Below are 14,211 nucleotides of genomic sequence, written 5' to 3'. Positions count from 1 at the left end.
GTGACTGTGAGCGGTCAAGTGGTTTAGGAATATTCGACGCTTTGGTGTGTCCTACCCTCGCCGACCAACGTCGCCGACGTTTGGTTCAAGGTGAATCTGAGGTGATTTGCAGCGTGCCCGCGCCGTCATATTCGTCGGCGATCTCGCAAACGCATACGTGGACGTCGTGTCGCCACGGCCCGAACTGCGTACCGCGCCTGCGCAGCAGGTGCTGCGTGTACACCTTGTCGCGTTGATCCCGCGAGAACGCAAAATCCAGGTTGACGGGCAGCCCTGCCCAGTCGACCTGGTCACTCACCGGTTCGTCGGCCATGCCGCCGTACCGCAGGCGGCATTGCAGCCGGCAGCCGTTCTCGAAGACCCGATCGGGTCCATCACACTCCCGAGCCACGATGCCGTCACTCCTTCAGGTGCGCGACCTTGTGAGTGAATCGTGCGACGCGGAAGTTTCGGCGGCGGGTGTGCGATGTTTCCGCTGTGTTACGGCTTGGGCGGCAGGCGCCGGTCGGCGCTAGTAGACGTCGCGGTGGTAGCGCTTGTCGGCGCTCAACGATTGGACGTAATCCTTCGCCGCGTCCGGGTCGAGCTTGCCGAATTCGGCCGCGATCTCGCAGAGCGCCCGGTCAACGTCCTTGGCCATGGGATCCGCGGTGCCGCAGACGTACAGCTGGGCGCCGTCCTGCAGCCAGCTCCACAGCTGCGCTCCACGGTTGCGCATCAGGTGCTGCACGTAGACCTTCTGCTGCTGGTCCCGCGAGAACGCCAGGTCCAACTCGGTGAGGAATCCGTCGTCACGCATCTGTTCGAGTTCGTCGCGGTAGTAGAAGTCGGTGGCGGCGTGCTGCTCACCGAAGAACAGCCAGTTTGGTCCCGTGTGGCCGAGGGCGCGTCGTTCCTGCAGAAAACCGCGGAAGGGCGCGATGCCGGTCCCGGGGCCGATCATGATCATCGGCGTGTCCGAGTCACTCGGAGGCCGGAAATTGCTCGACTGCTGCAGATAGACAGCCACTCGGTCGCCGGGTGAGCGGTCGGCCAGGTAGGTCGAGCACACCCCGCGGCGCGGCACGCCCTGGAAGTTGAAGCGCACCGGGGAGACGGTCAGGTGAACTTCCCCCGGGCACGCTTTGGGGCTCGACGAAATCGAGTACAGCCGCGGCTGAAGGCGTTTGAGGACCCGCAGCCACTCGTGGGCCGATGCGGAGACCGGCAGCTTCGACAGCAGGTCGATGGACTGGCGCCCCCACGCCCAATCCGCCAGTGCGCGCTTGTTTTCCGGCTTCAGCAGGCCCGCGAGCGTTGCGTCACCGGTGCGCTCCTGCACGAACCGCACCAGGTCCCGGCTGATGTGGGCGATCTCGATGCGCTCGGTGAGTGCGGAGCGCAACGACATCAGACCGTGCTCACCGACCTCGACCGGGGTCTGCCCGTTGAGTCCGGTGACCGACAGCCATTCGTCAACCAACTCGTCGCCGTTGCGCGGCCATACGCCGAGCGCGTCACCTGCCTCGTAGGTCACGGATTCTTCCGGCATGTCGAACACCAAGTGCCGCACGTCTTTTAGCGATTGCGGCCGACTCAGCACGATATTGCGCACCATGCCGGTGATCAGCGGATGCTTCTTGCTGTAGGTGCTGGTGGCGGCCGCACTCGGTCGGGGCGCCACCACCGCGGAAGCGCGGGCCGGCGCCGTCGCAGCTCCGTCTCCGCCGACCGCCGTGGGCGTCCGGGTCAGGGCTTCGATGACGTCGCCCAACCACTTCGCCGCGGTGTCGTCGTAGTCGGGTTCGCAGTCCACCCGGTCGGCGATGCGGGCCGCTCCCAGCTCGGCCAGGCGCGCGTCCAGTTTGCGTCCGTGACCGCAGAAATCGTCGTAGTTGGAGTCGCCCAGCGCAAGTACGGCATAGCGGGTGTCCGTGAGCCGCGGTGCGCTGTCGGACGTCAGCGCCCGCCAGAGGCCGGCGCCGTTGTCGGGCGCTTCGCCGTCACCGGTGGTGCTGGTGACGAGCAACAACTCCCGCGTCGTCGCCAACTCGGTCTGCGGGAAGTCATCCATGCTGCGCAGCGTGACCGGAAGCTCGGCGGCGCCCAACCGCGCGGCGATCTCGGCGGCGAGCTCCTCTGCGTTCCCGGTCTGCGACGCCCATAACACCACAATGGGAGAGCGCTTGGCCGCGGGTTTGGCGTCGGCCGGCGCGACGGGCGGTCGCTGCGCGGGCGGCGACGACGTCGATCGGGCCCCTTCTGGCAGCGCCACCGGCTCGGGTCCGTCGATGCGCGAGAACAGCCCCGCCAGCAGGCCATCCACCCACAGCCGGGTGCTGGAATCGAACGGCGCACTCAGCGGCAGGGTGGGCACTCCGCCGGCGCGGCGACCCGCGTCCGAGCGAAGCCCGGACAGCATACCGGCAAGGTATGAGCGGCCGAGCTCGTTGAATTCCGGCTTGGGTTGTGTTGCCACACCGAGTAATTCGCCGAGGGCGTCGACTTGTGACACGCTGATTTCTCGTACCTCCGTGGGCGCGGGTTCTGGTGTGTCGCTGGGCATCGGCGCCTCGGTTCCCGAAACGGGTTGCGAGACAGCGACCTTCGTGAGTGTGACGGCGCATGCCTTGAATTCCGGTTGGCTCGAGATCGGATCGACCGCATCGTTGGTGACGGCGTTGATCGACAGGTATTCACCGAAGGCGTCGTTCCAGTGGAAGGGCGCGAAGCAGTTACCGGGCCGCACCCGGTCGCTGATGACGGCGGGCAGCACGGCGCGGCCCCGGCGGGAAGCGATTTCGACCTGATCGTCGTCGGTGATCTGCAGGCGGTCGGCGTCGTGGGGGTGGATCTCGACGAACGGCCCGGGATTGAGCTTGTTCAGCTTTGCCACCTTGCCGGTCTTGGTCATGGTGTGCCATTGGTGCGGCAGGCGACCGGTGTTCAGCAGGAACGGGTAGTCGTGGTCGGGCATTTCCTCGGGCAGCAGGTGCGGGCGGGCGAAGAACACCGCACGACCCGTCGGGGTCGGGAAGGCCAACCGCGGCACGGTGCCGTCCTCGCGGACCAACTGGCTCTGGCTGACACCGTCGTTGAGATAGCGGATTGGGTGGCGGTCGCCCTCATCTTCGGGGGCGCTCGGCCACTGCAGCGGGCCCTGACGCAGTCGCTCATGGCTGATACCGCGCAGGTCGTAGCCGGTTTTCGGGTTGGAGAACCGCTTGATTTCTTCGAAGACATCCGCGGCGGAGTTGTAGCTGAACGCCTCCGAAAAGCCCATCTCGCAAGCAATCCGGGAGATAATCTGCCAGTCGGGCAAAGCGTGGCCGGGCGCCTGCACCGCGGCCCGGAACAACGTCATGTTCCGCTCGGAATTGACCATGACCCCTTCGGATTCCGTCCACAGGGCCGCCGGCAACAACACGTCGGCGTATTCGTTGGTCTCGGTCTCGAAGAACGCGTCCTGGGTCATCACCAATTCGGCGCGTTCCAGTCCGGCCAGCACGGTCTTTCGATTGGCAACTGAGGCAACCGGATTGGTGCATACTATCCAGCACGCCTTGATCTGCCCGTCGGCCATCCGGGAGAACATGTCGATGGTGCCGCTACCGGCCTCGGTGCGCAGCGTTCCGCGGGGGATACCCCAGAGGTGTTCGACGAACTCGCGGTCGTCGTCCGAAGCGACCGAACGCTGCCCGGGCAAACCCGGCCCCATATAACCCATCTCGCGACCCCCCATCGCGTTGGGTTGGCCGGTGAGGGAGAAAGGGCCGCTTCCTGGCTTGCAGATCGCGCCGGTGGCCAGGTGCAGGTTGCAGATGGCGTTGGTGTTCCAGGTGCCGTGGGTGCTCTGGTTGAGGCCCATCGTCCAGCAGCTCATGAAATTCTCGGCTTCGCCGATCATTTGAGCCGCTTTGCGGATGTCCTCTTCGGGTATGCCGGTCGCCGCGCTGACCATGTCGGGGGTGTATTGCTCCAGGAAACTGGGCATCACCTCCCAGCCCTCGGTGAATTCGGCGATGAAATCTGCGTCGGTGTGGCCGTTCTCGACGATCAGGTGCAGCAGTCCGTTGAGCAGTGCCAGATCGGATCCCGGCGCGATCTGCAGGAACAGATCGGCCTTGTCGGCGGTCGCGGTGCGGCGCGGGTCGACGACGATCAGCTTTGCGCCCGCCTTGACCCGGTCCATCATGCGCAAAAACAGGATCGGATGGCAGTCGGCCATGTTGGCGCCGATGACGAAAAAGACATCGGCACGCTCGAAGTCCTGGTACGACCCGGGCGGTCCGTCCGCGCCCAGTGAGAGCTTGTAACCAGAACCCGCGCTGGCCATGCACAGCCGCGAGTTCGACTCGATCTGGTTGGTGCCGATGAAGCCTTTGGTCAGCTTGTTCGCCAGGTATTGCGCCTCGATGGACATCTGGCCGGACACGTACATCGCGAAGGCGTCCGCGCCGTGTTCATCGACGATTGCGCGTAACCGGTTCGCGCACTGGGTGATCGCCTCGTCCATGTCGATGGGCTCGAGTGGTTCGCCGCGGTCGGCCCGCGCATGTGCCGAGTCCATCCGGCCTGGCGCGCCGAGCATGTCCGCTGTGGTTGCTCCCTTGGTGCACAACCGGCCGAAGTTGGCCGGATGTTCCTTGTTTCCAACCGACTTGACGACGTGATCGCGGCCCGTTTTCGGATCCGTTGTGATCTGCAACACCATGCCGCAACCGACGCCGCAGTAAGCGCACATGGTGTTCACGGCGTCGTTAGGCGCCATGGACTCCGTGGCCACGCTTACGTCCCTCCGTCAAGTGCGTACGGGTTAGCTCCGTATCGGGTGAGTTCATTGTGGAGCAGGCATGTTTCGGCATCGCTGCCCGAAATTTCCCCCGGTTTACTTCTTCCTCTCAACGCCCAACGCGTCGGTGTGAAACCGGCGGGGGAATTTACGGCTAAAGATCGCGTTAGCCCAGGTCACCGTCGACCGCCTGTCCCGCTCGAGGCTACTCAGTACGCCCCTCGAAACGCTTCTCGGAACAGGGTTTTTGACCAAACCGGCGGGACATTCACAGTCTTCGCTAAGCTCACCGCGTGCGTCAGCTCATTGTGATTGTTCTGGTTTTGCTGGCCTCCGGCTGCGGCTGGAAGCCCACCGCGCCACCGCAGGCCCGGCCCGACACCTGCAAGGACTCCGATGGACCCGCGGTCGACATCGTGCGCCGGGCCATCACCGCGGTTCCCATCGCCATCCCCGGCACCATCTGGGTCGAGATGGGCAGGGGGCACACGCGAAACTGCCGGTTGTACTGGGTGCAGATCATCCCGACGATCGCCAGCGAATCAAGTCCGCAACAACTGATCTTCTTCGACCACAACACGCCGCTCGGTAGCCCCACCTCGAACCCAAAGCCGTATATCACCGTGCTGCCGCCCTCGGACGACACCGTCACCGTTCAATACCAGTGGCAGAAGGGAAATGATCAGCTGTGCTGTCCCACCGGGATCGGGACGGTGAAGTTCCGGATCGGCCCAGATGGCAAGCTGCAAACCCTTGGCAACGTTCCGAACCAATAATCGTTTACGAGCCCGGGTACGGCCGGGCCGCGTAGAGATCGCCGAGCAGCCGTCAGCTCGTGATGGCCTCGGACAGGTTCTCCGGGTGCAGCATCTCGACGTAACGCAGCCGCTCGGGGACCCCGAACCCGTCGACAAGCGTCTCGGCGTGCGGGCGCAGCGCGCGACACCGGTCGTTGATTCCCCGGGTCACCGCCTTAGCGCGTTCGGTGGACAGGTAGCGGTGCTCGATGTACCAGGCCTTGTCGTCCTCGATGACTGATAGTGCGTACAGGTCACACAAGATGCCGAGTAGTTCGCGGGCCTGCTCGTCGGGGCAGGCGTCGATCCCGGCGACGAACGCCTCCAGGATGACTCGATCGATGTGCGCGCCGGCTGCATGCAACACGTGATCCTGCACCGAGTTGAACGCGTCGAATGCCGACATCTCTTTGGATTTGGCCTGTAGCCGGCGGGCTACCGATGCCAGCAGATACTCCTCGCGGTCCTCGAACATCGTGATCTGCGTGCCTCGGTTGAAGAGGCTGCCCTCTTCCTCGCTGTCTTGCCGAGAATCCACGATAGTTTGGATAATCGCTTCTGCCGCAGTGCGTTTGACGACGCGTTCGCCCACGGTGCTGGCGGCGAAGCGCACCCATTCGACCGGGCTCATGCTCTTGATGTCGTCGGCGTAGGCCGTAAGCAATTCCTTGGCCACCAACTGGGTCAGCACGTGGTTATCGCCCTCGAATGTGGTGAAAACGTCTGTGTCGCCCCGAAGCCCGATCAGCCTGTTCTCGGCCATGTAGCCCGCGCCACCACACGCCTCGCGGGACTCCTGGATCGCCCGACTCGCATGCCAGGTGTTGGCGGCCTTCAGCCCGGCGGCACGTGCTTCGAGTTCGCGCTGCTCGTCGGCGTCGGGTGCGTCTGCGCTCTGCACGTCATGACATTTGCCGACCAGCTCGTTCTGCGCGAACTGCAGTGCATAGGACTTCGCGATCAACGGAAACAGTCGCCGCTGGTGCACCAGGTAATCCATAATCAGCACTTCGGACTCGTCATCGGGTGCGCTGAACTGCCTGCGCTGCAACGCATACCGCGTGGCGATATCCAGTGCCACGCGGCCGGCGGCGCCGGCGCTACCCCCCACCGTGATCCGGCCGCGGACGAGGGTGCCCAGCATGGTGAAGAACCGGCGGTTCGGGTTGTCGATCGGCGAACTGTATGTGCCGTCTGCCTCGACGTCGCCGTATTTGTTCAGTAGGTTGACCCGCGGGACGCGGACATGGTCGAACACGATGCGGCCGTTGTCGACACCGGGCAGCCCGCCCTTGTATTCGCAGTCCGACGTGGTGACCCCGGGCAGGTCATGGCCGTCCTCGTCCCGGATCGGAACCAGGACGCAGTGCACACCGTGATTGACCGGCTTGCCGTCCTCGGTGGTGATCAGTTGCGCGAAAACCGCTGCCATGGTTGCGGTTTCGGCGGCGCCGCCAATGTAGTCCTTGCGTGCTGACGGGGTGGGGGAGTCGATGACAAACTCTTGCGTCTCAGGGTCGTAGGTCGCGGTGGTCTCCAGAGACTGCACGTCGCTGCCGTGTCCGGTCTCGGTCATCGCGAAACAGCCCCGCAACTCCAGGCTGATGATCTTGGGCACGTACATCTCGTGGTGGCGCTCGGTGCCCAGGTTCTCCACGGCCCCGCCGAACAGCCCCCACTGCACGCCGGCCTTGACCATCAGTGACAGGTCCGACATCGCCAGCATCTCGATCATCGTGATCGCCGCACCGACGTCGCCGGTGCCGCCGTGGTCCTTCTTGAAACTGTCGGCAGCCGCGCCGAACGCCGCCATGATTCTCATCTGCTCCGCCACCTTGGTCCGGGCGATCACGGTGTTCGGTGTGTAGTGCGGGCGGAACACATCCTCGGTGAGCGTGTCCCGCATCCGCTTCCTGACGTCGCGCCAACGCCCGTCCAGGGCATTGCGCAGATATTCGGCAGTGGTGGTCGTTTCAGGCGCCATAAGCCGACAGTAATGGGCGGTTCGCGTCGCGGCGAACAGCGACGAAGTTCATGTCGGCGAACGGAACTTCGCGACGGCCTTCGGCCCCCGACGCCGAAACTCAGCCCTCGGGCTGAGGGACTTCCCGCGGCTGGCGGTCCCGGGACGGGTTGCGGCTCTCGCCGAGGGGCGACCGCAGCCGATAGAGCGTGAATCCCGCCGCGATGACACCGAACAGGACGAGCATCCCCATGTCGAACACCCACCAGCCGCTGTAGTGGGTCCACGCCACGGCGTTGGCGGCCAGCGAGTCGACCCTGCGCAGATTCGCGGTGGACGCCGCGGCCGCGAAACCCCATTGGGCCGGGACGAACCAGCTGATCTGCTGCAGGCCCCACCTACTGACCAGCTGCACCAGGCTCCCGTTGAACAGCGCAGATGCCAGGATCACCGGCACCACCAGCGGCAGGACCTCCCGCAGCGACTTTCCCAGCGACGACAGCGCGAGGCCGACGAGCGCGGACACGATCGCGGTGACGGCCACACTCACGTAGAGCTCGACCGTGGCGTTGTGCAGCAAGACGGCGCTTCGTCCCGGCTCGCCCTTGACCGCGATGACGATCGCCACCACGACCGCCGTCCAAACGGCCGCGGCCAGGCAGTACACGGTGATCTTGGCGGTCAGGTAGGCGGGTGCGGACAGTCCGACCTCCTGCTCGCGCCGAAAGATGCGGCGCTCGCAAACCAGCGCGCGGATGGTCAGCGCCGTGCCGACGATCACCGCGGCGACGTTGAGGGCGGCCAGGATCTCGATGGCCTCGTGCGCGTTGGTGCTGCCCGGGTCGGGCCGCGCCAGGCCGGACTCACCCGGAATCAGCAGCGCCAACCCCGCCAACACGAACGGCAGGATCGCCAGGAACGCCAAGTAGATGCGATCGCCGAGCAGCAGGTGAGCCTCGCGTCGGGCCACCAATCGGATCTGCCGGTTCCTGGATAGCCCGGGTGGCGGCGGACCGGGTGCAGCGACTTCTGGACGAGTGGTCGGTGCCGCCGTCTGCTGCCTCCCGCGAAAGGCGCGGTGGGCACCCTCTGGATCGGCGCCTACCTGTGATAGCACTCTCGCCCAGTCGGTGGTGCCCATCGCCGACTCGACCTGCAGGGGCGTTCCGAGATAGGCCACCTTGCCCGCCGCGGTGAGCACCAACACCTGGTCGCATGCGTTCACATCGGTGAGCGATGTGCGCGCCGAGATGGCGACCACGACGGCACAGCCGAGATTGGCCTGCTGCCGCAAGATCGCCATGACCTGACGTTGTTGGGCCGCATCCAGTCCGGCGGTCGGTTCGTCGACCACGAGCAGGCTCGGCCGGGTGACGAGCTCGACCGCCAGGGCGGCGCACCGGCGCACCTCGGGCGCGAGTTTGCGGATTCTGGTGTCCCGGTGCGACGTCAGCTCGAGCTCGTCGAGAACCTGGCTGACCACGCGGTCGCGTTGCTCGGGCAAGGTGTCTGGTGGCAGCCGCATTTCGGCGGCATACCCCACGGTCTGCGCGACCGTGAGCTGCCGGTGCAGACGGTCGTCGCGCGGGACCACCCCGATGCGGGTCCGCCTGAACCCCGGCTCTGCGTGGACGTCGTGTCCGTCCACGGTGACGCGCCCGGAACTGAGTGCTCTGGTGCCGGCGAGCAGTGCGAGCAGCGCGGAATTACGGGCGGCCGACGGCCCGATGACCGCGGTCATGGCGCCGGGACGCGCGGTGAATGAGATGCCCGACAGGGTCTCGTGCCCGTCGGCCCTCAGCCCCAGCTGATAGGCGGTCATCCCCGTGGTGCGCGACGCGGTCCGCAGCGGCAGGCGATAGGTGGAGTCGGGTTCCTCGGTGCGGAACGACGGGCGTTGGGCGCGCAGCTTGCTGGTCACCATGCGCTCGATCAGACTCGGGCCCTTTTGCTGCTCGTGGTCCACGTGGAGCGGGGCCATCGACGCAATCGGTGGCTGAGCGGGGGGTGCCGCGGGCGGGGGGACCGCACTGGGCGGCGGCGGGCTGGGCTGCAGTGGCTGCTTTGCGGCGGGCGGCTGGGGCGCGACGACGGGCATGCGCTGGGTGGCGCTCTGCGTGGGCAGCCGCGGGTCGGGCTCGTTCGGACGACCCGGCGGTCCGCCGGGCGGTGGAAACGGAGGTGCCTGTGGTGCATTCGGCGGGGGATACGCCGGGCCGCCGGGCGGGCGATGTCCGGGTGGTGCGACCGAGGGCGCCGTTTGAAAGACCAGGCGCGGACCGTGCTGGGGATCCCCGATGGCGATCCCCAGGCCGTCGCGGATCTCGAGGGTGGGCAGTCGGGATCCGCCGGCGAAGATGCCGCGACGGCTCAGATCGATAGCCACCCATTGAGTTCCGGTGAACCGCAGAATCACATCGACTCGCGGCGCTGGGGGCGGTTGCGGCGGATTGCCGAGACGCTCCAGCGGAATGTCGCAGCCCGGGCCGTAGCCCACGATCACGTCGCGGCCCGGGGTAAAGACATACCGCGTCGGTCCGGCCCATACGGTCAGCGAGGCCGGAAAAGCCGAACCCTCGGTCGGCATGGCCACCACCTTTCATCACCGTTCAGCTGGATTGATCTCGCCCTCAGGACTGCCGTGCCCTCAGGCGCCGGTCGCCGCGCTCGCATAAGTGTCCACCCCTGCCCGAGCTCCAACCACCAGCGTCGCGCCATTCACACCGTGGTGCGCCGACCCGCAACGGAGCTGGCACTCGAGGCGTTGTCGAGCAGCCGGCGCAACACATCGACCGCTTGCACCAGCACCTGACGGTCCGCGGGGTCAAGCAGCGCCAATTGCGGCTCGATCGCGGCGGCGCGGTCGGCCCGAACGGCGTTGAGCGTGCGCCTGCCCTGGGCCGTGATGCGGATTCGCACCGCACGCGCATCTCCCGGGTCGACCATCCGCGTGACCAGGCCCGCCTCCTCGAGGCGGCGCACCTGCGTCGTCATCGTCGGTTGCGAACAGTGATCGACGGCGGCCAGGTCACCGATTCGGGCTTCGCCGTGAGCTTCGATGGTGGCCAGCAGCCTGGCCTGCGCCGCAGGCAATGGCATGTGGATGCGCTGGGTGGCCATGCGGTTGAGCCGCGCGACCACGGCGAGCAGATCGGCTCCCAGTCCCTGCGCTCCCTCGAACTTTGCGGCGTCGACGACGTTGTCCATGCATCCATGGTTGCATAGCTTTGCTAAGCGAGGCCAAAAGGACGCCGCATTCGGTCGTTCGCAGATCACACGATGTAATGGCGGGACTTACCGCTGCGGCCTGGCAGAATCGTTGAAGTGAAAACCCCACCCCCGGTCCGTTTGCGCGATCGGGGTGGACCGCTACACCCGACCGAGTTGGCACAGGCCTCGGTCATGGGTGCTCTTTGCGCGGTGATCGCCATCATCGCCACGGTCATCCCGTTCGCTCAGGCCTTGGCGCTGCTGGGCACGGTGCCCATGGCGCTGTTGGCCTACCGCTACCGGCTTCGGGTGCTTATCGCCGCCACGGTTGCTGCCGGGATGATCACATTTCTCATTTCCGGACTGGGTACCTTGGCGGCAGTCCTCAACTGCGTCTACATCGGCGGGTTGACCGGGCTGGTCAAACGCAAGCGCCGCGGCGCACCGACGGTGTTTGTCTCGTCGTTTGTCGCCGGAGCCGCCATTGGCGGACTAACCGTCGGAATGTTGACGGTGCTAGTTCGGCTGCGGCACCTGATCTTTCAAGTTATGACCGCCAACGTCGATGGCATCACTGCATTCTTGGTGCGAGTACACCTGCAAGGAGTCGCCGCCGGTGTGCAGCGATGCTTTAAATATGGCTTGCATTACTGGCCGTGGTTGATGCTCGGCTACCTCATCTATGGGGTGATGATCTCGTCGTTGATCGGTTGGTGGGTACTCTCGCGGCTGTTGGAGCGGATGCACAACATTCCCGATGTGCACAAACTGGATACTCCTGACAGCGCTGGATTGTCGGATGACCCGATTGGTCCGGTGCCCGTGCGGTTGGTCGACGTGCGGTTCCGCTACCCCGGCGCCGGCCAAGACGCGTTGCGTGAGATCAGTCTGGACCTCCGGGTCGGCGAACATGTCGCGGTTGTCGGCGCGAACGGTTCCGGAAAGACGACCTTGACGCTGATTTTGGCGGGCCGGGAACCGACGTCGGGTGCCGTGTATCGCCCTGGCGCAGTGGGTTTGGGGAGGTTCGGTGGCACGTCGCTCGTGCTTCAGCACCCCCAAACCCAGGTTTTGGGTACCAGGGTGGCCGACGATGTGGTCTGGGGGCTGCCGCCGGGTACCGAAGTCGATGTGCATCGGTTGCTGGGCGAGGTCGGCCTGGAGGGGCTCGCCGAGCGCGACACCGGGAGCCTGTCCGGCGGAGAGCTGCAGCGGCTGGCCCTAGCCGCGGCACTCGCCCGGGAACCTTCGTTGTTGATCGCTGACGAGTTCACCAGCATGATCGACCAGCCGGGCCGCGAACTCCTCTTGGATGTCCTGTCCGGTCTCCCCGAGCGGCACCGGACAGCCCTGGTGCACATCACCCACTTTGACAATGAGGCTGCATCGGCGGATCACACAATCAACCTCAGCGATTCATCCGACAACAGCGCCATGGTCGAGATCGCTCCGGCGCCAATGCCAACCGTCGCCGCCAGCCCCGGCTCCAGCACACCGGTCATCGAGGTGGTGGGCGTCGGGCACGAATATCACAGTGGTACGCCGTGGGCGAAGACGGCTCTGCGCGATATCAACTTCCACGTAGAGCAAGGCGACGGCTTATTAATCCACGGCGGCAACGGCTCTGGCAAGTCGACGCTGGCGTGGATCATGGCTGGGCTGACCGTGCCCACCGAGGGTGTCTGTCTTATTGACGGCGAACCCACCCATCAGCATGTCGGCGCGGTGGCTTTGTCGTTCCAGGCCGCCAGACTGCAGCTGATGCGCAGCCACGTCGACCGGGAACTGGCGTCAGTCGCGGGTTTCTCGCCCCGGGACCATGATCGCGTGGCCGCTGCGTTGATCGCGGTCGGGCTGGACCCGGTACTGGCTAAGCGGCGTATTGATCAGCTTAGTGGTGGACAAATGCGCCGGGTGGTGCTGGGCGGACTGTTGGCGTGTTCGCCCCGGGTGTTGATTCTCGACGAACCGTTGGCAGGGCTGGACGCCAGCAGCCAACGCGGTTTACTGCGAGTGCTTGCGAATTTGCGCCGTACCCGCGGCCTGACGTTAGTGGTCATTTCGCACGACTTCGTCGGGCTCGACGAGGTTTGTCCGCGGACCATCCGTTTACGCAACGGTGCACTGGAAGCGGTGTCTACCACTGCCGCGGCGGGAGGCCCGGCGTGACGACAACTTCCACCACGGCGACCAATGCGAATCGCCGCCGCTCCAGATCAGTCGTCCTGCTGGTTCCGGTGCCCGGCACTTCGGCCATTCACAACCTATGGGCCGGTACCAAATTGCTGGTCGTCTTCGGCGTTTCCGTGCTGCTGACGTTCTATCCGGGATGGACGACGATCGCGTTGGTGGCGGCGCTGGTGGCGGCGGCGGTCTGGATTGCACGTATTCCACGTGGTGCATTGCCGCCGATTCCGCGGTGGCTGTGGGCCCTTCTTGCGTTGGGCTTTGTGACCGCGGCGTTGGCCGGCGGCAATCCCACCGTACCGATGGGCGGTGTGGTCATCGGGCTCGGTGGAGCTTTGCAATTCCTCAGGATCACCGCACTGTCGATCGTGCTGCTGGGGCTTGGAGCGATGGTGTCGTGGACCACGAACGTTGCCGAAATCGCGCCTGCAGTAGCGACGTTGGGCCGTCCGTTGAGACTGCTGCGCATTCCGGTTGACGAATGGGCGGTGGCCCTAGCCCTCGCGCTGCGCGCCTTCCCGATGCTGCTCGACGAATTTCATGTGCTCTACGCCGCCCGTCTGTTGCGGCCCAACCGAATACCCTCAGGTCGCAGGGCGCGGTTCAAGCAGCAGAGCCGAGGCGTGATCGACCTGATGGCCGCGGCAGTCGTGGTGACTCTGCGTCGGGCTGATGAGATGGGCGACGCTATCACCGCCCGTGGCGGCACCGGCCAGCTGTCCGCCAGCCCGGTCCGGCCGAGACTGGCCGACTGGTTGACACTCGCCATCACTGCCTTCGTCTGTGTCGCCGCAGTGGTGATCGAGACCCTGCTGCCGCAAGCGGGCTGATGTCGTCCTCGGGCCGTGGGCGCTTGCCAGCCACGTCGATCGGCCTGACAGAGCAGATGCTGCGGCGGCGCCCGGTGGTGGGTGCACACGCCGCGCACGGGGCCGCCGATCACCTCAAGCGCGGCATCGGAACGTTCCAGCTGACCATGTTCGGGGTCGGCTCGACGATCGGCACCGGCATCTTCTTCGTGCTGGCGCAGGCGGTGCCGGAAGCCGGTCCGGGCGTGATCGTTTCCTTCATCATCGCCGGCATCGCGGCCGGGCTCGCCGCCATTTGCTATGCCGAATTAGCCTCTGCCGTACCGGTTTCGGGCTCGTCGTACTCCTATGCATACACCACGCTCGGTGAGGCCGTCGCGATGGGTGTGGCGGCCTGCGTGCTGCTGGAATATGGGGTCGCCACCGCCGCGGTCGCGGTCGGCTGGAGCGGGTACGTCAACAAGCTGCTACAGA

General features: G+C 65.7%; 9 protein-coding genes. 4 read left to right on the top strand and 5 right to left on the bottom strand.

The window, feature by feature from the left end; genetic code table 11:
• Positions 1-85: 85 nt before the first annotated feature.
• Together VFW69_RS10620 and VFW69_RS10615 are read right to left on the bottom strand one after the other, a co-directional pair.
• On the bottom strand, positions 86-391 hold the full coding sequence (locus VFW69_RS10620; protein ID WP_526500925.1) for a hypothetical protein: 306 nt from the start codon (positions 389-391) through the stop codon (positions 86-88).
• Positions 392-511: 120 nt separating this feature from the next.
• Entirely contained in the window at positions 512-4,750 is a 4,239-nt protein-coding gene (locus VFW69_RS10615; protein ID WP_526500969.1) for a bifunctional nitrate reductase/sulfite reductase flavoprotein subunit alpha, read from the bottom strand.
• A 329-nt stretch (positions 4,751-5,079) separates the two neighbouring features.
• Between VFW69_RS10615 and VFW69_RS10610 the strand changes: the two genes are divergently transcribed.
• Entirely contained in the window at positions 5,080-5,547 is a 468-nt protein-coding gene (locus tag VFW69_RS10610) for an LppP/LprE family lipoprotein (RefSeq protein ID WP_526500967.1), read from the top strand.
• A 52-nt stretch (positions 5,548-5,599) separates the two neighbouring features.
• On the opposite strand, the gene VFW69_RS10605 is transcribed toward VFW69_RS10610, so the two are convergent.
• The 3 genes from VFW69_RS10605 to VFW69_RS10595 form a co-directional block, all read right to left on the bottom strand.
• The gene (locus tag VFW69_RS10605) at positions 5,600-7,552 is read right to left on the bottom strand and encodes an acyl-CoA dehydrogenase family protein (protein WP_526500923.1); all 1,953 of its coding nucleotides are present in this window, start codon (positions 7,550-7,552) and stop codon (positions 5,600-5,602) included.
• Between the two features lie 100 nt (positions 7,553-7,652).
• Positions 7,653-10,118: an ATP-binding cassette domain-containing protein gene (locus VFW69_RS10600; protein ID WP_526500921.1), complete on the bottom strand. Its 2,466-nt coding sequence runs from the start codon at positions 10,116-10,118 to the stop codon at positions 7,653-7,655.
• Positions 10,119-10,249: 131 nt separating this feature from the next.
• The gene (locus VFW69_RS10595) at positions 10,250-10,738 is read right to left on the bottom strand and encodes a MarR family winged helix-turn-helix transcriptional regulator (RefSeq protein ID WP_526500919.1); all 489 of its coding nucleotides are present in this window, start codon (positions 10,736-10,738) and stop codon (positions 10,250-10,252) included.
• Positions 10,739-10,855: 117 nt separating this feature from the next.
• Between VFW69_RS10595 and VFW69_RS10590 the strand changes: the two genes are divergently transcribed.
• From VFW69_RS10590 to VFW69_RS10580, 3 genes are all read left to right on the top strand, one after another.
• Positions 10,856-12,910 carry an ABC transporter ATP-binding protein gene (locus VFW69_RS10590; RefSeq protein WP_526500917.1) on the top strand — a complete coding sequence of 685 codons (2,055 nt, stop codon included), beginning with the start codon at positions 10,856-10,858 and terminating at the stop codon, positions 12,908-12,910.
• A complete protein-coding gene (locus tag VFW69_RS10585) occupies positions 12,907-13,758 on the top strand; it encodes an energy-coupling factor transporter transmembrane component T family protein (RefSeq protein WP_526500915.1) in 852 nt (283 codons plus the stop codon). Before VFW69_RS10590 ends, VFW69_RS10585 begins: the two co-directional genes overlap by 4 nt.
• A gap of 23 nt (positions 13,759-13,781) precedes the next feature.
• Positions 13,782-14,211: amino acid permease (locus VFW69_RS10580; RefSeq protein ID WP_526500965.1), on the top strand; the 430-nt coding region annotated here is incomplete at its 3' end.

Source organism: Mycobacterium sp., assembly GCF_036273375.1.
Lineage (GTDB): Bacteria > Actinomycetota > Actinomycetes > Mycobacteriales > Mycobacteriaceae > Mycobacterium.
Note: the sequence above shows the minus strand (reverse complement) of the source record. Positions and strands in the feature narration are given on the sequence as shown.

Excerpts from the sequence above, each read along its gene's own strand:
- VFW69_RS10605 (WP_526500923.1), bottom strand. The coding sequence starts at position 7,552 with ATGGCGCCTGAAACGACCACCACTGCCGAATATCTGCGCAATGCCCTG.
- VFW69_RS10595 (WP_526500919.1), bottom strand. The coding sequence starts at position 10,738 with ATGGACAACGTCGTCGACGCCGCAAAGTTCGAGGGAGCGCAGGGACTG.
- VFW69_RS10600 (WP_526500921.1), bottom strand. The coding sequence starts at position 10,118 with ATGCCGACCGAGGGTTCGGCTTTTCCGGCCTCGCTGACCGTATGGGCC.
- VFW69_RS10615 (WP_526500969.1), bottom strand. The coding sequence starts at position 4,750 with ATGGCGCCTAACGACGCCGTGAACACCATGTGCGCTTACTGCGGCGTC.